General features: G+C 44.7%; 20 protein-coding genes. 1 reads left to right on the forward strand and 19 read right to left on the reverse strand.

Going from position 1 to position 19,468, the window contains the following annotated elements:
• Positions 1-1,358 (reverse strand): PAS domain S-box protein (locus NCCP2222_RS00645; RefSeq protein WP_248508660.1); only part of this gene is annotated, 1,358 nt, incomplete at its 3' end.
• 126 nt (positions 1,359-1,484) lie between these two features.
• Between NCCP2222_RS00645 and NCCP2222_RS00650 the strand changes: the two genes are divergently transcribed.
• Positions 1,485-1,724 (forward strand): DUF2627 domain-containing protein, encoded by a 240-nt coding sequence (locus NCCP2222_RS00650; protein WP_238081879.1) that lies wholly within the window; start codon positions 1,485-1,487, stop codon positions 1,722-1,724.
• Positions 1,725-1,797: 73 nt separating this feature from the next.
• Here NCCP2222_RS00650 and NCCP2222_RS00655 read toward each other — a convergent pair whose 3' ends face one another.
• The 18 genes from NCCP2222_RS00655 to NCCP2222_RS00740 all read right to left on the reverse strand — a co-directional run bounded on the left by NCCP2222_RS00655 (position 1,798) and on the right by NCCP2222_RS00740 (position 19,355).
• A complete protein-coding gene (locus NCCP2222_RS00655; RefSeq protein WP_248508662.1) occupies positions 1,798-2,517 on the reverse strand; it encodes a glycerophosphodiester phosphodiesterase in 720 nt (239 codons plus the stop codon).
• Complete coding sequence (locus NCCP2222_RS00660) at positions 2,510-4,078, reverse strand: flagellar assembly protein A (protein WP_248508664.1); 1,569 nt, start codon at positions 4,076-4,078, stop codon at positions 2,510-2,512. Before NCCP2222_RS00660 ends, NCCP2222_RS00655 begins: the two co-directional genes overlap by 8 nt.
• A gap of 198 nt (positions 4,079-4,276) precedes the next feature.
• Positions 4,277-5,068, reverse strand: coding sequence for a sporulation transcription factor Spo0A (gene spo0A, locus NCCP2222_RS00665; RefSeq protein WP_248508665.1), 792 nt, complete (start codon positions 5,066-5,068; stop codon positions 4,277-4,279).
• Between the two features lie 274 nt (positions 5,069-5,342).
• A complete protein-coding gene (locus tag NCCP2222_RS00670; protein ID WP_248508667.1) occupies positions 5,343-6,308 on the reverse strand; it encodes a SpoIVB peptidase S55 domain-containing protein in 966 nt (321 codons plus the stop codon).
• 251 nt (positions 6,309-6,559) lie between these two features.
• Positions 6,560-8,257, reverse strand: a complete 1,698-nt coding sequence (gene recN / locus NCCP2222_RS00675; protein ID WP_248508669.1) for a DNA repair protein RecN — start codon at positions 8,255-8,257, stop codon at positions 6,560-6,562.
• Between the two features lie 182 nt (positions 8,258-8,439).
• Positions 8,440-8,889: a transcriptional regulator AhrC/ArgR gene (ahrC, locus tag NCCP2222_RS00680; RefSeq protein ID WP_248508671.1), complete on the reverse strand. Its 450-nt coding sequence runs from the start codon at positions 8,887-8,889 to the stop codon at positions 8,440-8,442.
• A gap of 70 nt (positions 8,890-8,959) precedes the next feature.
• Positions 8,960-9,778 (reverse strand): TlyA family RNA methyltransferase, encoded by an 819-nt coding sequence (locus tag NCCP2222_RS00685; protein ID WP_248508673.1) that lies wholly within the window; start codon positions 9,776-9,778, stop codon positions 8,960-8,962.
• Entirely contained in the window at positions 9,775-11,676 is a 1,902-nt protein-coding gene (dxs, locus tag NCCP2222_RS00690) for a 1-deoxy-D-xylulose-5-phosphate synthase (protein ID WP_248509752.1), read from the reverse strand. Before dxs ends, NCCP2222_RS00685 begins: the two co-directional genes overlap by 4 nt.
• Positions 11,677-11,802: 126 nt before the next feature.
• On the reverse strand, positions 11,803-12,687 hold the full coding sequence (locus NCCP2222_RS00695; protein WP_248508675.1) for a polyprenyl synthetase family protein: 885 nt from the start codon (positions 12,685-12,687) through the stop codon (positions 11,803-11,805).
• Complete coding sequence (gene xseB / locus NCCP2222_RS00700) at positions 12,680-12,922, reverse strand: exodeoxyribonuclease VII small subunit (protein ID WP_248508677.1); 243 nt, start codon at positions 12,920-12,922, stop codon at positions 12,680-12,682. Before xseB ends, NCCP2222_RS00695 begins: the two co-directional genes overlap by 8 nt.
• The gene (gene xseA, locus NCCP2222_RS00705) at positions 12,923-14,278 is read right to left on the reverse strand and encodes an exodeoxyribonuclease VII large subunit (RefSeq protein ID WP_248508679.1); all 1,356 of its coding nucleotides are present in this window, start codon (positions 14,276-14,278) and stop codon (positions 12,923-12,925) included. It abuts the gene before it with no gap.
• 90 nt (positions 14,279-14,368) lie between these two features.
• Positions 14,369-15,229 carry a bifunctional methylenetetrahydrofolate dehydrogenase/methenyltetrahydrofolate cyclohydrolase FolD gene (gene folD / locus NCCP2222_RS00710; protein WP_248508681.1) on the reverse strand — a complete coding sequence of 287 codons (861 nt, stop codon included), beginning with the start codon at positions 15,227-15,229 and terminating at the stop codon, positions 14,369-14,371.
• Positions 15,230-15,251: 22 nt separating this feature from the next.
• Positions 15,252-15,635, reverse strand: a complete 384-nt coding sequence (gene nusB, locus NCCP2222_RS00715; RefSeq protein WP_238081908.1) for a transcription antitermination factor NusB — start codon at positions 15,633-15,635, stop codon at positions 15,252-15,254.
• A gap of 184 nt (positions 15,636-15,819) precedes the next feature.
• Complete coding sequence (locus tag NCCP2222_RS00720) at positions 15,820-16,221, reverse strand: Asp23/Gls24 family envelope stress response protein (protein WP_248508683.1); 402 nt, start codon at positions 16,219-16,221, stop codon at positions 15,820-15,822.
• A gap of 62 nt (positions 16,222-16,283) precedes the next feature.
• Positions 16,284-17,630, reverse strand: coding sequence for an acetyl-CoA carboxylase biotin carboxylase subunit (gene accC, locus NCCP2222_RS00725; RefSeq protein WP_248508684.1), 1,347 nt, complete (start codon positions 17,628-17,630; stop codon positions 16,284-16,286).
• A gap of 13 nt (positions 17,631-17,643) precedes the next feature.
• Positions 17,644-18,162 carry an acetyl-CoA carboxylase biotin carboxyl carrier protein gene (gene accB, locus NCCP2222_RS00730; protein WP_248508686.1) on the reverse strand — a complete coding sequence of 173 codons (519 nt, stop codon included), beginning with the start codon at positions 18,160-18,162 and terminating at the stop codon, positions 17,644-17,646.
• 241 nt (positions 18,163-18,403) lie between these two features.
• Positions 18,404-18,940 (reverse strand): SpoIIIAH-like family protein, encoded by a 537-nt coding sequence (locus NCCP2222_RS00735; protein ID WP_248508689.1) that lies wholly within the window; start codon positions 18,938-18,940, stop codon positions 18,404-18,406.
• A complete protein-coding gene (locus NCCP2222_RS00740; protein ID WP_248508691.1) occupies positions 18,927-19,355 on the reverse strand; it encodes a hypothetical protein in 429 nt (142 codons plus the stop codon). The genes NCCP2222_RS00735 and NCCP2222_RS00740 overlap by 14 nt, the downstream gene beginning before the upstream one ends.
• Positions 19,356-19,468: the final 113 nt, after the last annotated feature.

Genomic DNA, 19,468 nt, shown 5'->3' on the forward strand with positions numbered 1-19,468 from the left:
AGCAGTCCAGCCCTTCCTCCTTCATCGTCCTCATCCTCACCGAACAATTCCTTTTCAATGATGGCCGGGTCGATGATGCTGCAATTCACCCGGATAAAATTATAGATTTTGCGATCGCTGCCCGAATGGATAGCGTGTGCAAAAAGTTCCTTGCCTGTCCCCGATTCGCCTCGGAGCAGAACTGGGACCGAGGATTTTGCTGCGGCAACTTTAGCTTGTTCAATCGCAAGCTCAATATCCGGAGAACTTCCATTGATGTCTGAAAAGGTATATGTAGATTCAAGCTTCCTGATAATAGAGCGAGCCCAATCGAGCTCACGCATAAGACTTCTCATTTCTGTTATATCATGAATGACTCCCACACTGCCCATAACATGCTGGTCGACTATAATCGGAGCCACGTTAACAATGACATCCCGATTGGATTCTCCAATACGCATGTTGACACCACGCACAGGCTTTTTTGTCTTCAGCACTTTCATATGGATGCTTTCGCCCTCATTGATATCGACGGTAGCCGGCTTTCCGACCACTTCATCTTCAGATAGTCCGGTAATCCTGGTATAAGCAGGATTTACCAAGATGCCATTGCCTTTGTCGTCTACTACTGAAATGGCATCATCGCTCGAATGAATAATAGCTTCCAACATAGTTTTCACTTGTTTTAAGTCAGTAATTTCTTCAGCCAGCTTCAAGACTTCAGACACATCTTTAAACACAGCGAACGCCCCGATTTTTTCTCCTTCCGAAGTGAAAAGAGGGAATCTAGAGCTGACTATTTTCAACCCATTTGGCAGTTGGAGTTCCTCATTCAATTCGACTTTCCCCGATTTGAAAACCCTTACAAGTTTGCTTTCGGGAATTATCTCTTCAATTGGCGTGCCAATAATCCGCCTGCTCTGGACGCCAAGCATCCTGCAAGCGCTTTCATTGATAAAATCAATTTTCCCTTTTGCATTAATGCCGATCATCCCTTCTTCAACTGAATTGAAGATGAGCTGCTGCTTATGAATCTCAGTTTGGACTTGTTGTATAAAATGATTCTTCTCGTTCAATAAATGAACGATTAAATTAGCCACCGAACCAGGCACAAGCATAGTTCCCGGCGGTTTGCGTTCCATTAATGCCGGAAAAACGGCAGGGTCACCTGTAACATCAAAAACGATGTTGACTGGTTCCTTTAAAAACGGTTCCCATTGTTTCCCTGTTCGCACACCAAGCTTCTTGGCAAGTTGTAAGCTAGGAGCATTTTCATCCTGATCCACAATTGCGAACACTTGCATGAAATCTAATTTGCTAATGAGATGCAATAATGCGGAGCCGCCATTCCCTGCTCCAATAATAAGAACTTTTTGCAAGGATATTCAATCTCCTTTAACAAGAATGCAATCTTTTGCAAATCCATTTTTATCATACACCATAACTCCTTTCTTGACAATAATTGATGACACGGTAAAATTAAAATCGATAAGGAGTTGTTAACAATGGCCCGTTTGGCGGCGTTTATCGTCCTTCTCATACCAGGTCTGATGGCAGCTTTTGGCATCAAGCTGATGAGGGATTCTTTGTTCGGGATCTTATTCAGTCCGTTCCCGTTTATCTGGTTGCAGTTTTTGATCGGGTTTCTCTTGTTCGCTGCTGGTCTCGGCTTCTTCGCCGGCTTTCTGCTAAGGCGCGATCGAAGAAAAGGACGGGTTCAGGAGAAGTTTCAGGAAAAGCGTTGACCGGTTAAAAGGTATTACATAGGCTCTGCTGTGAAATTTAAAAAAGCAGTCGGATATCAATCCGACTGCTTTTTTACGCGTTATTCCCTTTTTGGACGACAAAACGTTCAGGATAATCTGTGATCCAACCTGAAATTCGTCCATCTTCTTGAAGGGATGGCTCCTTCCCTGTGACTCCATACATTCTAAGAATTTTCCCTGAGTCAGTCAGCATCTCTTGGAAAGGATGCTTCCACAGCCTTTTATGAAAATGAAAACTATCGACTTCAAAGCCATTCAGGAGTTCAGGCGTAAGTTGACGTTTCTTCAGCAACAAAGCCGTTTCCATCTTCGGCTCCAACACTTTAACTTGTTGAAGTATTCCGTAATCAAAAGAGGAAAAATGCACATGATCCAGCAAAGAAGCCATTTCCAGAATACCCGGGAGTGATTCTGGATTCTCTACAACTGTTTCCTTCAATTCAATGTTCAATGCGAGTTGATGCAATAAACAGAATGACACTGTTTCTCTTAATGTAGGGATTTGACTGCCGAAGAACAACCGCCAAAACCTTTTTCCGACCCGGATCTGCCGAAGTTCATTCGAAGTCATCGACGCTATAGACTGCCGCCGTCCGGCCACTCGCTGTAAACCTGGATCATGGAGGACGACCGGCAAACCATCACTCGTGATTTGGACATCAATTTCCAGACCATCCGCACCAAGGTGAACAGCTTCCTTGAACGCCGCCACGGTGTTTTCAAACCGATGCGCGGATGCACCACGATGAGCGAAAACGAGTGGTCTAGACATTGAGCACATTATCAAAGACTTCAAAGACACCCTTTGCCGTCTTTGTCAGCGTCGTCGATTTAGTTCCAATATGAATCACTACCCCCGGATAAGCCTCTTTGGATACTTCAATCTTAGGAGGAATCGCATTTCTAATTTTCCTCATACCTAGTTGAATTTCTTTATCGAGCTCCAACATTTTTTCGTGCCCTGACTCGATTGACTGCTGCACCTTCTCAAGCGCATCGGCTTGTTGACCAGCCAGCTGGTCAGCCATTGCTTCGAACTTTCCGGAATGCTCCTCGAGCTTGCGTGTGGTCGCCTGAATTTCCTTCAACTCTTGAGCCAAGTGCTGAATTTCCTTATAAATCAAGTCTTTATCCACTCCTCTGGCATGGAGATGAGTCGTACGTTCATGCTGGTTTCCAGCGTATGCACAACCAATCGTATACATGGCTTCGATATGGCCGCCGATTATTTTACCCCGGTTCATATCCACATGTACCCGCTCCGCCACCACTTCACACCCGAGCATATAGAGACCGACATGGACATTAGAAGCGAATATTTTGCAATTGTTTGCATGTTTAAGAAAGATATCTCCCTTCGCCTCAATGACAGACATGCCGCCGCCGAAGACGCCGCCCTTAATGTAGAGATCTCCCTCGGAAGAACAAATTTCTTTTGAGTTCGTCACACCTTCTTTGCCTTCGATCGAAATATCCCCTGTGGCATTGACTGAATATCCTGCCAGGACCGTACCAAGTATACGGACTGCTCCATCGAATGTAATGGAACCCGTTTCAGGTCCAACATCTCCATTGATCACTAGCTGGGCTCCTACGCTAATAATTCCATGTTGAAACTCCAACGCACCGCTATGAGATGCGCGCAGGACGATTTTATTTCCTTCCTCCACTTCAAAGACTGATTTATTATCGTATTCCAGTCTGGCATCACTTCCTCTAGGAGCTGGAATCTCGTTGCCGAGGATATCCGTTCCAGGCGATCCTTCTTGCGGCAGGATTTTTTCTCCGAGCCAATCACCTTGATGAATATGTGTGACAAAATTCATCTCATAATAGTCTGCTGACCCATCTTCTCGAATAACTGGCTTCCGCTCCGGACGATCCAAATAAGTGATTTTTGCGTCCGCCCCTTGGACAGGCTCTTTGCCGATGGCAATGGTAATTGGCGCACCCGGAATGAATGGCACTGAATTTAGTGATACCCTGCCAAATCGTATTCCGAGATCATCTATTTTCTCCTCTGCCTGACGTAGCAGTTCCTCGCGTTTACTTTCAAATTCCTCCATTGTCACATTTAAAAAGAGTTGCGCCTTCATTCGATCGGACTGGACCTCTATTTCCATCAACGGAAGATAAGTTCCGATTACGTGTTCTTTTTCCACTTCTGTAAGCGCTTTCTTCAGGATAGGGAATGATTGGATCTTGATTCTTGGATGTTGTTGGATGATCCGATCGAAGGATTTTATTGGGAATCCTCCTTTTTTCAGGCGTAAAAATACATTTACTTCATCTACAACATACAAGTCGAAGTAATCGTTCTCTTGCAGCAACATTCCTCACCTCCAATGTTTATATTCATTATAATCGATTTACCCGACTATTTGGATAGTTAAAAGGATACAAAGCAATAAAAGGAAATTCTTTGTGTTTTTCAATCATTGACTACGATATTTATAACAAAAAAATAAAACCAACGAAAACGCACACTCGTCGGCTTAGAAAAAGATTAATAAATATATTCATAATTGCTGTTAGCTGGCCATATGCTCAATACGAATCTTATCTGCAATCATCGCAATGAATTCACTGTTTGTAGGTTTACTTTTTAAATGGTGAACTGTATATCCAAAGGTTTTCGAAATAACATCGTAATTACCTCGATTCCATGCAACTTCAATTGCATGCCGAATCGCGCGTTCCACTCGTGATGGAGTTGTTTTATATTTCTCAGCAATATCCGGATAAAGGACTTTAGTAACAGATCCAAGCAAATCCACATCCATATATACCATTTGGATCGCTTCTCGAAGGAATGCATAACCTTTAATATGGGCTGGGACGCCAATTTCCTTGATGATGGAAGTGATTGTCGTATCAAGCATTTTCTGATTAATTGGGCCTTCATCTGAACCAGAATTTTCCTGACTCGTTTGTTTTGCAGGTTTTTGCGTGCCTGCCACTTGAAATATTTGATTCACAAGCCGATCGAGTTCAAATGGTTTTAACATGAAATAGGAGGCTCCCAAACTGGCTGCGTGTGACATGACATCTTCTTGGCCAAACGCCGTCAGCATGATGACATGCATATCACTGTATTCTGCATCAGCTTTCAACGTTTCAAGCACAGCGATGCCATCCAGATGGGGCATGATAATATCGAGTAATAATATATCCGGGACTTCCTCTTGTAACATTGATAAACAGACTTTGCCGTTGTGCGCAGTCCAAATAATTTCAAATTCAGCCTGGTTTTCAAGAAAAGTCTTCATCGTCCGAACCAGTTCCTTATTGTCATCCGCAATTGCAATTTTTACTTTCTCCATTCCAATCCCCCTAAATAATGTCCATATTGATTTTATCGTCCTGTGCTTAGGAAATTTTCGACAAAAGCTTGAAGAATCCTCTCATGAACTAAAAAATGCATCTTATGTATTATGATTTCCCTAAAATTCGACTAACTTCACCGTTTTTCCGAACGCAAGAAAATGCTGTCATTATGTAAAGCGGCAGGAAGGAAAAAGCATTTTCCTTCCTGCGCCTGTCACCTTACAGCTAAATTGCAACCAACTGGATAGCTGAATTCGCCTCAAGCCGCGATTACTTTTCACCATTCCGCATTGTGACAAGGAAAAGACCTGCTCCTTTTTTGGGTTCGTCCACAAACATATGGGTAACGGCCCCGACAAATTTTCCATTTTGAATGACAGGGCTTCCGCTCATTCCCTGCAAAATGCCTCCTGTTTCCGCAAGCAATTTTGAATCAGTCAATATGAAATGGAACTGCTCTTCCTCGATTTTAGTGATTTTGATGCTGAATTTACCTACTTCTGTTCCTTTGACGGTAGTATAGATTTCAGCTTCCCCGAGTTGAAGCTCAGACGGTTGCATAATTTTTAAAGGAGCGGCTAACACTTTCTTTGAGGCATCATTCCACGTTCCGAATATGCCGTAAATTCCATTGGTCTTGATTTTCCCTAAATAATCCCCATCTTTAACGATGGAAGATATTTTATAACCCGGTACTCCCGGCACGCTTTTCTTTATTTGTTCGATTTCCGAAAGATAGATCGCTCCATCTGTAAAGGAAGGTGGAGATTTCAATGAGCTATCGACGATTTGATGGCCTAAGGCCCCGTAGGTCCCTTTTTGAGGGTCAACATACGTTAAAGTACCTGTCCCTTCCGTACGGTCTTTCAAAAACGGGAAAAGGCGTTTAAGGGCATTTGAGTCGGCATTCAATTCGCTCTCTTCGCCTTCGCGAACAATGAGCAAGCGGATCTGTTCCTGTTTAACCTTTGGTAAGATGCCTTCAACATCTTGAACTGTTTTAATTTCTTTATCGCCTAGCTGGCGGATGGAGTCGCCGGCTTTCAACCAAATTTCGTCATTTATCAGCACGTCACCCGTTATAAACACGCCGGACAAATCCATTTGGATGCCGATGGACTCTCCCATCGGAATGACTGAACCGCTTTCCGCAGCAGCTTTGTCATAATGATATGGCAATAAATATAACAGTGCGGCAAACGAAACAGTCAGCTTGAGTCGTCTATTCCATCCCATAGTTCACCTCCTCATTTAAGATACTTATGGTATGTCCGTTCGCCGGGATGTTATAAGAGGGTAATTCAAGCAAAACGACATGATTTACGTACGGCCAATGTAATTATCCATAATAGGATGCGGTAAAAGTACATACACTATCCATATGATTTATTCATCGAAGCCATAAAACGTAGCCAGGTAAACGATTTGCAGGCAAAAGAAAAAACGTACATTTGAGTATGCACGTTTTCTCACGGGTACCAGCCAATTTAAGGACGAAATGCTTTTTTACGATTGTCTGCCAGGGACAGCAATTCATCAGCATGCTGCAAGGTCAATTCAGTAATTTCCGCACCAGATAACATTCTGGACAACTCTTTTGTCCGGTCCATTCCTGTAATTTCAGAAATGGCTGTTGTCGTACGGTCATCCTTCACTTCTTTTTTAATAAGATAATGGTGATCCGCCATTGCAGCGACTTGCGGTAAGTGTGAAATGCACAGGACTTGCGAATGCGTCGCAATCATGGCGATCTTTTCGGCAATGGCTTGTGCGACCCGTCCGCTTACACCTGTATCCACTTCATCAAAAATAATCGACGTAATTCCCTGATGTTTTGAGAAGATTGTCTTAAGAGCCAGCATGATCCTGGACAATTCTCCACCGGATGCAACTTTAACGAGCGGTTTCATCGGTTCGCCGACGTTCGTTGAGATAAAGAAAGCAACATCATCAAAACCGTTCATATCAAAAACGCCCGGCTGTTGGGTCACCCTTACGTCAAAAGTAGCTTTTTCCATATGAAGCTCTTTCAACTGTTGCAAAATTGCGGTTTCCAACTGCTTTGCCGCATCTTTCCTGATTAAGGAAAGTTCCATAGCTTCCACTTCAAGATCTTGGACTAGCTGCTCCAGCTTTTCCTTTCCTTTTTCCAGCCGTTCATCCCGATTTATCAATTGATCCAATTCATCAGCAATTTTCTCACGATACAGCAAGATATCTTCTACAGTGCTGCCATATTTACGTTTCAGCGTAAGAAGCTGCGCCAGCCGGCTTTCCACAAAATCCAAACGTCCTGGATCAAATTCCATTTGGTCAATCAAATTCTTTAGATCATGGGCTGTATCCTGTAAAGTATAGAAGCTGGTCGCTACCGATTCGGCATGTGCAGCTAGCGATGTATCAACCGAGGCGGCATCTTCCAAATCGCTCATCGCAGATCCTACCCAGTCCAATGCATGCATGTCTCCGCTAATCGATTCATAAGCAGTATTTAACCGTTCAAAAAGACGGTGAAAGTGCTGTAATTTGTTTTGTTCAGCCTCTAACTCCTCTTCTTCTCCAATGACAAGACCAGCTGAATCAATCTCCTTTAATTGGAAGGAATAGAGGTCAATTCGCTGGGCCACCTGTTGTTCGTTCTCTGTGGCTGCCTCCAGCTTCTTCTTCAGCTTCATATAAGCTGAATATAACTCCAAATAATTGACATGCGCCCTTTTCAACGCATCCCCCGCAAAATGGTCTAGCAAATAGATATGGCGCTTTTCCATCATCAATTCCTGATTGTCGTGCTGGCCATGAATATCAATTAGCTGGGCACCGATTTCCCGAAGTATGCCGATTGTGACCAGCTTGCCATTAACTCGGCAAGTTGATTTCCCATTGGCATTCAAGTCGCGGCGTAAAATAATCATACCCTCGTCAGATTCGATACCAGCCTCCTGCAATTTATAAAAAACAGGATGATTCGGGTCATCCAGCACAAATAATCCTTCGAGCTCGGCTTTTGGTGCCCCATGGCGAATGAATTCTGAAGAGCCCCTTCCTCCTGCAAGCAATTGAACAGCATCGATTATGATCGATTTGCCGGCACCCGTTTCACCTGTCAATACAGTGAGGCCTCCATCAAATGTCACTTCAAGATGTTCGATGATGGCAAAATTCCGGATCGATAATTCCCGTAACACCACTTGTCCCCCCTTTTGCAGCTAAGTAATACTGACCCTAACAGTACTGAACACTTTCGTGAAGCTGAGCCTTTACCGTTTCTCCATACAAGCTCAGCCGAACAACGCATAAACGAACGCAGTTCTCGTCCTTAACGCGAAAGCCGTCATGTCCCCTCTTCCTAAAAAAGAGGAAAGTTTGTTCAGATCATGGACAGTAATCTTTCCTTCACTTCCTGCGTTACTGTTTCATCCCTGCAAATGATCATGCACGTATCATCGCCGCAAATGGTGCCAAGCATTTCATCCCACGATAAATTGTCAACCAGCGATCCTACAGCATGCGCGTTGCCCGGCAAGGTCTTCAAAACGATGAAATACCCTGCACTGTCGATACTAATGAAAGCATCCGCCATCATCCGGCGGAGCTTATCTTCAGTATTGAATTTATGGACCTGCGGCAAACTGTATTTATAACGGCCATCCGGCAAAGGCACTTTAATGAGATGCAGCTCCTTAATGTCGCGCGACACTGTCGCCTGCGTGACATCTACGCCTGCACTTTTCAGTTTATCGACCAGTTGGTCCTGTGTTTCCACTTCATTGTTTGTAATAATATCTCGAATGCGGATATGCCGTTGTCCTTTGTTCATACTCATCACTCCGATAACCATAGTAGTGCGGCTTTTATTCCATAAGACGAAAAACGCGCAAGTTTGCGCGTTACGTCAATTCATCATGTGCGGTTGCGATCAACGCTCTGAAATTTTCTTCTTCAAAACGGGTTGCCGGGTGTTCTTCTGAACGCAAGTGAAAAAGAAATTCTATATTCCCTTCCCCGCCCGTTACCGGTGAATATGACATTCCGCAAAGAGAGAACCCTTCTTGTATCGCAAGATCGGCAACTTTTCTTAATACATCCAAATGGATGTTTCGGTCTTTGACAATTCCCTTTTTCCCGACGTTTTCTTTTCCAGCCTCAAACTGTGGTTTCACGAGGGCGATGACATCGCCATCCTGTTCCAAAATTTGCTTAAGAGGAGGAAAGATTAATCCGAGGGAAATAAACGACACATCAATGGTCGCGAACTGTGGACGTCCCATCTGGAATTGATCCAGGGTTGCATGCCTGAAATTTGTCCGTTCCATAACCGTCACACGGGAATCCTGCCTGATTTTCCACGCCAACTGATTCGTCCCGACATCAAGAGCATAGCAATGCGCAGCACCATTTTGCAGTGCACAATCCGTGAAACCTCCGGTTGAAGAACCAATATCCAAAATGATTTTTCCCTCGACAGATACGTCGAACTCCTCTAATGCTTTCTCCAGCTTCAATCCGCCCCGGCTGACATATTTCAAAGCAGACCCTTTTACGATCAAGGGAGCGTCAACCGAAATCTTTTCTCCCGGTTTATCCATCCTGGTCTCGCCTGAAAAGACGAGACCTGCCATGATGGATCTCTTTGCTTTCTCACGGGTTTCCGCTAACTCACGTTCGACTAGCAGGATATCGACCCGTTCCTTTCGTGGGCCTGTCATACGATTTCCCTTTCCGTCTTCTGTTCAAGTATGAAATCTTCCATCATACGGGCCAGGTTTTCGGATGTCATGCCGATTTCCTCAAGAAGTTTATCTACATTGCCATGCTCGATAAATTGGTCAGGTATACCCATTCGTCTAATTGGCGTGGGACCCTTTAGCGTATCATGTGCATATTCGATGACAGCGCTTCCGAACCCACCTGCCAATACAGCTTCCTCCAAGGTGATGATCGGTTTGCCTGCCGCGAATAAATAATCAAGCATTGCCGTATCCAACGGTTTGATAAACCTTGCATTCACCACTTGCACATTTATGCCTTTAGCAGCCAGTTGCTCCGCTGCATCCAAAGCCATCGGGATTGTCGTACCGAATGTCAGAATCGTTCCATCTGTCCCGACACGCAAAACTTCCCACGTACCGATTGGAATTGTTTTAAGTTCTTCATCCATTTGAATGCCAATTCCATTGCCTCGTGGATATCTCATAGCGATTGGACCCTGGTCGTATTCCAATGCAGTTTTAACCATATGCTGTCCTTCATTCTCATCTTTAGGCATCATGAGCACTAAATTCGGCATATGGCGTAAAAATGCGATATCGAATACACCTTGATGCGTTTCGCCATCCGCGCCCACTAGGCCGGCCCGGTCGATTCCAATAAATACATTCAAGTTCTGTCTTGTTATATCATGCAGCATTTGGTCATACGCCCGCTGCAAGAAAGTCGAATAGATCGCGAGAAACGGCTTCATTCCCTGTGTCGCAAGGCCTGCTGCCATCGTGGCGGCATGTTGTTCGGCAATGCCAACATCAAAGAAGCGATCTGGAAACTCAGCTGCGAACCCTTCCAATTTCGAGCCAACCGGCATAGCCGGAGTAATGGCAACGACACGCTCATCTTTCCGGGCAATTTTCCTAACGGTTTCAGAAACAAGACTGCTCCATGCAGGGCCAGCCGACACCGATTTTACAAAATCACCCGTTTCAATTTTGTATGGGCCTGTGCCATGCCATGTGCCGATTTTATCATCCTCTGCCGGACGGTAGCCTTTTCCTTTCTTCGTAATGATATGAAGAAGGACTGGACCTTCCATCTTTTTCGCATATTGCAGATTCCGTTCCAAATCATTGAAATCATGACCATCGACAGGACCTAAATAAGTAAAGCCGAGTTCCTCGAAAAATACACCGGAAACGAGAAGATATTTCAAACTATCTTTGACACGTTCCGCAGCTGATGCGACTTTTCCTCCAACGGCCGGAATCTTTTTCAAGATATATTCCAACTCGTCTTTTACTGAATTATACTTCCCAGCTGTACGGAGCTTTCCTAACACAGCATGAAGGGCTCCGACATTCGGTGCAATGGACATTTCATTATCGTTTAAAATAACAGTCATATTCGTCTGTGTATGGCCGATATGATTTAATGCCTCAAGTGCCATTCCGCCAGTTAAAGCACCATCCCCAATAATAGGGATGACATAATTCTTTCCTTTTTGAATATCCCTAGCGGCCGCCATACCCATTGCGGCGGAAAGGGATGTCGAGCTATGCCCAGTCTCCCAAACATCATGCTCGCTCTCCAGCATCTTTGGAAAACCGCTGAGCCCTTTGAACTGACGCAAGGTATTAAAATCACCGGCTCTGCCAGTCAAAATTTTGTGGACATATGCCTGATGCCCTACGTCCCATATGATTTTATCTTCCGGGCTATCGAACATCTTATGAAGCGCGATTGTCAACTCGACTACGCCAAGATTCGGTCCGATATGACCACCGGTTACAGATAAATTCTCAATGAGGAATTTTCTGATGGAAGCTGCAAGCTCCGTCAATTGGTCCTTATCGAGATTTTTAACGAAAGATGGATTTTTAATCTGAGTGAGATCCATCATTATCACGCACCTTCATTAATTGATTGCCACGATTCCAACAGCGCTTTCTTCATTATACCAAGAAGGGTTCCCAATACAACATATTGGTCCGAAGGGATGAGATAAATTCAAACGTTTTCCGCTTCAGGCATTGCGATCGACAATATAATCAGCGAAAAGGCCTAAAAGCGGCTGATCATCAGTAAGGAATTTTATTGATTCCAAAGCCGAATGATGATGCTTACGCAAACGATCTTCTGCTCCTTCGAGCCCCAGCAACGCAGGATACGTCGATTTCTCTCTTTCAGCATCGCTGCCGGCAGTCTTTCCAAGCTGTTCGGTAGTAGCGGTGATATCCAGAATGTCGTCTTTTATTTGAAATGCGAGACCGATATTTTTCGCATAATCCTTCAGTTTTTCAATTTGCTCCTCGTTTGCTTTAGCCAAGATGGCACCGGCTTCTATGCAAAATGAAAGAAGCGCGCCAGTCTTGTGCAAATGCACCGTCTCTAATTGGTCAAGTGATAGGGAGCGATGTTCCCCTTCAATATCAAGCACTTGTCCGCCGACCATCCCACTTGGTCCGGAGGCATCCGCCAGCAAGGCAATGATTCGAAGAGCATCTTGCGGATGGGTATCTTTCAATGTTGATAATTGTTTAAATGCCAATGTCTGCAACGCATCGCCCGCCAACACTGCGACTGCTTCGCCGTATACTTTATGGTTCGTCGGCTTACCTCGTCTAAAGTCATCATCGTCCATACTCGGCAAATCATCGTGGATAAGCGAATAGGTATGGATCATTTCAACAGCACAGGCTACGGCTACTGCATCTTCAGAAGTTGCCTGCAGATCTTCCAGTGTGGCTAGAACGAGCATTGGCCGGATCCGTTTGCCCCCCGCTTGGATGGAATAGGCCATGGACTCTTTCAGTGAGGAAGGGATTTCTGCTTCCTCCAACATACCTTCCATCGCTTGATCAATTATTGGCATCTTTTCATCTATGAACCGTTTTAGTCTCTCATTCATTGGCTTCGGCCCCTTTTTCCGGATTGAACGGTCTTTGCTGCCCTTCAGGATCAATGACCGAAATCAATTGCTTTTCCGCATCTTGCAATTTGCCATGGCAGTATTGCGAAAGCTCCATTCCTTTTTTATATAGAGATATCGCATCCTCCAAGGGCACATCACCAGTTTCCAACCGCTGGACGATCTCTTCCAATTTGAGCATCGCTTCCTCAAAACGAAGATTTTCGTTTTCCATTTATTTCTCCCCCTCTTCGTTCAATCGTACCGATTTTACATCTGCTTCCACCATGCCATCTTGGAGCCGGATCTGTACCGAATCTCCTGCTTGAAGCTGAGCCGCTTTGTTCACGACCTGTCCTTCCTGATAAGTGACCGAAAAACCCCGTTCCATGACCTGGAGTGGATTTAACGCTTTTAACATCCGGATGGACGAGGTGAAACGCTCCTGTCGAGTTTGAAGAAAGCGATTCGCAGCCAGATTCATTCTTTCCGTATGCCGGTCGATATTTCGCCGTTCCTCGCCGATCTTTTGGGCAGGTGAATAAAATGCAAGGATTCTGTCCAATCGTTGATGTTCCATCTTCCGTTTCGTTGTGATTTCTCTCCCGCTTCGATAGAGCCTGTCCTCTAAGACACTCAATTTCTCAGTAAACGGCCGATAGAGCCTCTCTGGAAACTGGAATGGATAAGAAGTTTCACAGACAGACAGGCGTCTTCTCTCATGTTTAATCTGATTTGAAAGCGATAGATATAGGGACCGTTTTCTCTCTAAAATCCGTTCAAATAGCTCCTCTTTGGAAGGGACAGCCATTTCTGCTGCCGCGGTAGGTGTGGGAGCTCGGCGATCAGCCACGAAATCAGCTATTGTCGTATCGGTTTCATGACCGACCGCACTAATAATTGGAATTTTAGAGGAGAATATAGCTCGAGCCACAATTTCTTCATTAAAAGCCCATAAATCCTCAATGGACCCGCCACCGCGGCCAACGATTAAGACATCAATGGAACCGAAAGATTCAGCTTGAGCAATTGCTTTAACAACAGAAGGAGCTGCTTGAGGTCCTTGCACAATTGCTGGGAACAGAATTATTTCAGCCAACGGGTACCGACGGGCTATCGTTGAACAAATATCCCGGATAGCTGCACCGGACTGGGCAGTGACGACACCGACCTTATTGGGTAAAGGAGGCAATGGCTGTTTCCAGCGAGGATCAAATAATCCTTCTTTCCCTAGACTTTCTTTCAGCTGTTCAAATGCCAAATAAAGAGCACCAATACCGTCCGGCTGCATCGTCTGGACATACAATTGGTATTGGCCACTCGCTTCATAGACATTGACATCACCTGTCAACAGGACATTCATTCCTTCTTCAGGTTTGAATTTTAATTGGGAAGCATTGGATCGGAACATTGCGGATTGAATCCGGCTCTTGTCATCTTTCAAAGTGAAATAGATATGACCGCTCGGATGGACTTTGACATTCGATAACTCGCCTTTAACGAAAACATTCCGCAAATGCGGATCGGCGTCAAATTTTCTTTTTATGTATTTGGTTAATGCGTTGACAGATAAGTATGGAAGACCGGTCATATCAGTTTTCACCTCCAAAAAAGAATGGACAAGGTAATGGCTTCCGCATTTCGAGCGGAAAGCATCCGCCTTCCGCTTGCTTTTGCTGCATCAGGATTGGCTTTTGCAAGCCTTCTCAGCGCTTAACAATGTATTTTTCAATAGCATTGTAATGGTCATAGGACCTACTCCGCCAGGGACGGGCGTAATAGCTGATGCAACATTTTTCACTTTTTCATAATCGACATCCCCACAAAGCTTGCCGTTTTCATCACGATTCATACCGACATCGATAACGACCGCGTCTTTTTTTACATGCTCAGCCGTAATGAATTTTGGAATCCCGATGGCGACAACTAGAATATCGGCTTGTTTTGTATAACTGGGTAAATCTTTTGTTCTGGAATGACAATAGGTGACAGTAGCATTTTTTTGGAGCAGCAATTGACCCATTGGTTTGCCAACAATATTGCTTCGTCCGATGACTACGGCATGTTTCCCCTCGAGATCGACGCCGGATCGTTCCAGCAGAGCCATGATGCCATGTGGAGTGCAGGGCAGGAATGTCTCTTGTCCAATCATCATCTTTCCAACATTTACAGGGTGAAATCCATCCACATCCTTCGCCGGTGTAATTGAACCGATGATCAAATCTTCATCTATATGTTTCGGCAACGGTAACTGCACAAGAATTCCATGAATGGTTTCGTCCTGATTCAATTCTTCCACTTTGCCTAACAGCTCGTCCGTCGAGACTGTTTCAGGAAGTTCGATGAGGACTGACTTCATTCCGACTTCAATGCTCGACTTTTCCTTGTTTTTCACATAGGTTTGCGAGGCAGGATTATCACCTACCAAAATGACCGCAAGTCCTGGCTGGCACCCTTTATGCACCAGTTTGCCGACACTCTGCTTTACCTCTTCCCTAATAGCCTTGCCGATTACACGTCCATCAATCACTTTGCCAGTCATCACTGATTCCTCCAGACAATAATTATTCTTGTTCTTCGAATTTCGAAAGAACACCGTTTACAAATCGTCCTGATTTTTCATCTCCGTACAGCTTACAAAGCTCGATTGCTTCGTTTAATACGACTTTATGCGGCACATCTCCGCCAAACAGCAATTCAAAAGCTGCCAAGCGCAATACAGTCCTCTCAATTTTCGGCAACCGGTCCAACGACCATTTTTCCAATTTACCAATCAACTGTTCGTCAATTTCCGACAAATGCTCTACAGTGCCGCGCACCAACTTTTCATAAAATGGATCAATCGGCCGTTCTACTACATAAGCAATCGCCTCATCCGCGGTCAATTCGGTATTATCCAACTGAAAAAGCGTCTGTACCGCTTTTTCCCTGGCTTCTCTTCGTTTCATTCAGTCTTCTCCTCCACTACTGTATATCTCGGGCTTAATCATAGCATATCCTACGAGTATTTATATAGCATAACAAGTTGAAAAGCATCATCCGAAGACGATGCTTTTCTTTGCCCGGATTTCCATAGGACTGTTCGAAGCGCAGTCATGGATGCGATGAGTGCATCCCATCGTCCGGCATGCACTATTTTGTGTCCGATGCCACGTCGAAGTCGATGCCAGTAATGTGGACATTCACTTCTTTCGTTTCGAGCGAAGTCATATGGTAAATGGCATGACGAACTTGTTTTTGAATGTTTGTTGCGACTTCCGGTATGGAATGGCCGTATTCGACGACACAATAAATATCAACCTTCAATTCTTCGTCCGACCAATCCGTTTTAACGCCTTTGCCATGGATCACCTTGCCAAATTTTTCAGCAACGCCTGTGGCAAAATTGCCTTTTGTCTTTGCTACGCCATCCACTTCATTTGTCGCGATACCGACGATGACTTCCAGCACTTCAGGCGCTAGTTGCACACGGCCAAGCGCCGCATGTCCGTCCGGATCTTTTCCGACAAATGATGGGTTTGTCTTTTCTGCCATACCAAATCTCCTCCTCGGATATCATGCTATGCCAAGGAATGCCGAAGAAATCGGCATCTCCCTTATTTCATCACATCATATTTTTCAAGAAACTTCGTATCAAAATCTCCTGACTTAAAGACCTCGTGGTCCATTAAGTTCGAGTGGAATGGAATCGTCGTATTAACGCCTTCAATAATAAATTCTCCAAGCGCACGTTTCATCCGGGCAACCGCTTCTTCCCTCGTATCACCATGGACGATCAACTTAGCAACCATCGAATCATAATACGGGGGAATGGAGTAGCCAGGGTACATCGCACTGTCCACGCGGACTCCGAAGCCTCCAGGAGCCATATACATCGTCACTTTCCCCGGCGATGGCATGAAGTTTTTCTCTGGATTCTCCGCGTTGATCCGGCATTCAATTGCCCAACCGTTAATTTTAATATCTTCTTGCTTGTATGCCAGCTGTTCACCTGCCGCCACGAGCAATTGTTGTTTAATTAAATCAATGCCAGTGATCATTTCCGTGACAGGGTGCTCTACTTGAATTCTCGTATTCATTTCCATGAAATAGAACTTTTTATTAATATGATCGAAAATGAATTCCACTGTTCCTGCCCCGCGATAATTAACAGCTTCAGCCGCTTTTACTGCAGCTTCTCCCATCTCTTGGCGCAATTCAGGTGTAAGGGCCGGTGACGGAGCTTCTTCCAGAAGTTTCTGCATGCGACGTTGAATGGAACAGTCCCGCTCACCCAAATGGATCGTGTTACCATGCTTGTCGGCTAGCACCTGCACTTCAACATGTCGGAACTCCTCAATGAACTTCTCCAAGTAGACACCTGGATTGCCAAATGCGGCAGCTGCCTCTTTTTGAGTGATCTTGATACCTTTTACAAGTTCCTCTTCATTTCTTGCGACGCGGATCCCTTTACCGCCGCCACCAGCTGTCGCTTTAATAATGACCGGAAAACCAATTTGTTTCGCGACTTCTAAACCTTCGACTTCATCAGCAACAATACCGTCCGATCCAGGTACAATCGGAACTCCCGCTTGGCGCATCGTTTCTCTGGCAACGTCTTTTGTACCCATTTTTGAGATGGCCGCAGCAGTCGGTCCAATAAATTCGATATTCACTTCTTCGCAAAGCTCCGCAAAGCTCGCATTCTCCGCGAGAAAGCCGTAGCCTGGGTGAATGCCGTCACATCCCGTTAATTTCGCAACGCTGATGATATTGGAAAAGTTTAAGTAGCTGTCTTTGGAAAGCTTTGGTCCGATGCAATACGCTTCGTCTGCAAGTTCAACGTGAAGGGCTTCCTCATCTGCTTCCGAAAAGACTGCCACTGTTTTAATTCCCATTTCCCTGCATGCCCGAATGATCCGTACTGCGATTTCACCACGATTTGCAATTAGCACTTTTTTCATTTGAAACTCCTCCTCAATTCTCTTTGACGAGGAAGAGAGGTTGTCCGTATTCGACGAGCTGCCCATCTTCCACAAGAACCTCCACGATTTCTCCGGAAACTTCTGCTTCAATTTCATTAAACAGTTTCATCGCTTCAACGATGCAAACGACAGTATCCGGTTTCACTTGATCGCCTTTTTGAGCATACGGAGGTGCGTCAGGCGAAGAGGCTTTGTAAAAGGTTCCTACCATTGGCGAAGTAATTTTGTGCAAGGAAGCATCCTCTTGCACTTTCTCAACTGGAGCTGCAGCGGGCTGTTGCTCTTGGCTTTCTGATTGCGGCGCAGCAACAGGTGCTGCAGCGGGCTGTTCCACTACTGGCTGCTGAATTGGCGCATACTCAGTTTTTTGGACTTGTGGGGCGACAGTCACTTGTTGGACGCCAGCCTTTTCAAGTTTGATTTTTGTTCCTTCAGATTCAAATGTAAATTTTTCAATAGATGATTGATCGATCAATTTAATTATTTCACGAATTTCTTGGATTTTTAACATGACTCGATTCTCCTGACTACGATATATTTAGAATCCCTTCCCCTTTATTTTAGACGTTTTTACGAAAGAATGAAATAGATAAAGGTTATTATGTACGACAGAAACAAAAAAAGACCCTAATAATGGGCCTTTTAATAAAGTATTGCCATTCATTCTTGGCAAAGTTTGAGAATTGGAGCATACTTCTTTTGTATAAACAGCTGTCATATACAGCCTTTTTATATTTTGAATCCTAAAATGCTCAGTTTCCAGTGAAGTCTACTTTTACTTGGCGAGTATCATCCCAGCTCGCCATAATGTACTTTGTGATTTCATCTGCCAGTTCTTTCGAATGGCCTTCTTGGGCGAGCACAGTCACATCGACCTTGCCGTTATCTTTACGGACGAACACTTCCGGATAGCCCAGCGCTTTGATTTGCATTTCCATTAATGCTTCTGCTGACGTTTGTTTCGTCAGATCCTCCAGCGCATTAAAGGCTTCATTTTTCTCCTCGACCGTGTAATCTGAAGAAAGTGTCTTTGCCTCTAATTGTTCCTTCAACTTGCTTCGCTCGTCCAGGACTTGCATCCGCATTTCTTCAAATAGGACAGACTCGGCAAAGACTGGCTTCGTTTCGTCTTTCGTGTTGGTCAATGTGATGGCATCAGAATCTTTATCTCCAAAAATCGCGAGCCCATCAAACTGCATCGGCGCTTCTCTGTTTAAATAATAGATGGAGATGACCGCTACCAGGCTGAGTAATGTTAAAAACCATACTGTTCGTTTATTCGCTTTCAAGTTGAGTCCCCCTTTTCTTCATTTCTTCGATGACAATTCGATGTTCAGGCAGCTGCAGTACCGATGAAAGGATTTGCTTCATTCTGCTTTTCATCCTCATATCATCTGCCCCCTCCGCCACAACTAAAATCCCTTGCAGCGGATTGCCTGTCTTATTGGAACGGCCGGACAGTGAAAAATAGTCCGAGAGCGGGTCGGCAGGCTTTACGCCTTTTTCATAATGAGGATAGATGATCACTTCCCCAATCCCTTCAATACTCATCAACGCCTTTTCAAGTTCTGCATATTCCCGGCTCTCCTCCCCCTTTCCTTTCTCCCCCCCAAACGATCCTAGTGTCGTGTTGATGAATATGATGACAAGAACAACAATGGAACCTAGCAATAAAGGAAATGTTTTTCTTTTTGTTTTCTGCATTTCATCACCATTTCATTTCTTTGAGCCGGATATGGGTAGTCATCTATGTTTAACAGTATGCTTGGTCACCACAGGCTATGACCAAAAATTGTGGAGAACGAATGAATTATCCA

The organism is Sporosarcina sp. NCCP-2222 (assembly GCF_023168145.1).
In the GTDB taxonomy this organism is placed as follows: Bacteria; Bacillota; Bacilli; order Bacillales_A; family Planococcaceae; genus Sporosarcina.

Coding starts and splice junctions, on each gene's coding strand:
- dxs (WP_248509752.1), bottom strand. CDS start 11,676: ATGGATCTCACTCAGATTAAAAATCCATCTTTCGTTAAAAATCTCGAT.
- nusB (WP_238081908.1), bottom strand. CDS start 15,635: ATGAAACGAAGAGAAGCCAGGGAAAAAGCGGTACAGACGCTTTTTCAG.
- NCCP2222_RS00695 (WP_248508675.1), bottom strand. CDS start 12,687: ATGAATGAGAGACTAAAACGGTTCATAGATGAAAAGATGCCAATAATT.
- accC (WP_248508684.1), bottom strand. CDS start 17,630: ATGAAAAAAGTGCTAATTGCAAATCGTGGTGAAATCGCAGTACGGATC.
- NCCP2222_RS00660 (WP_248508664.1), bottom strand. CDS start 4,078: ATGTTGCTGCAAGAGAACGATTACTTCGACTTGTATGTTGTAGATGAA.
- NCCP2222_RS00720 (WP_248508683.1), bottom strand. CDS start 16,221: ATGGCAGAAAAGACAAACCCATCATTTGTCGGAAAAGATCCGGACGGA.
- NCCP2222_RS00740 (WP_248508691.1), bottom strand. CDS start 19,355: ATGCAGAAAACAAAAAGAAAAACATTTCCTTTATTGCTAGGTTCCATT.
- NCCP2222_RS00650 (WP_238081879.1), top strand. CDS start 1,485: ATGGCCCGTTTGGCGGCGTTTATCGTCCTTCTCATACCAGGTCTGATG.
- ahrC (WP_248508671.1), bottom strand. CDS start 8,889: ATGAACAAAGGACAACGGCATATCCGCATTCGAGATATTATTACAAAC.
- NCCP2222_RS00655 (WP_248508662.1), bottom strand. CDS start 2,517: ATGTCTAGACCACTCGTTTTCGCTCATCGTGGTGCATCCGCGCATCGG.
- NCCP2222_RS00670 (WP_248508667.1), bottom strand. CDS start 6,308: ATGGGATGGAATAGACGACTCAAGCTGACTGTTTCGTTTGCCGCACTG.
- xseA (WP_248508679.1), bottom strand. CDS start 14,278: ATGACCGGTCTTCCATACTTATCTGTCAACGCATTAACCAAATACATA.
- NCCP2222_RS00685 (WP_248508673.1), bottom strand. CDS start 9,778: ATGACAGGCCCACGAAAGGAACGGGTCGATATCCTGCTAGTCGAACGT.
- folD (WP_248508681.1), bottom strand. CDS start 15,229: ATGACTGGCAAAGTGATTGATGGACGTGTAATCGGCAAGGCTATTAGG.
- spo0A (WP_248508665.1), bottom strand. CDS start 5,068: ATGGAGAAAGTAAAAATTGCAATTGCGGATGACAATAAGGAACTGGTT.
- accB (WP_248508686.1), bottom strand. CDS start 18,162: ATGTTAAAAATCCAAGAAATTCGTGAAATAATTAAATTGATCGATCAA.
- xseB (WP_248508677.1), bottom strand. CDS start 12,922: ATGGAAAACGAAAATCTTCGTTTTGAGGAAGCGATGCTCAAATTGGAA.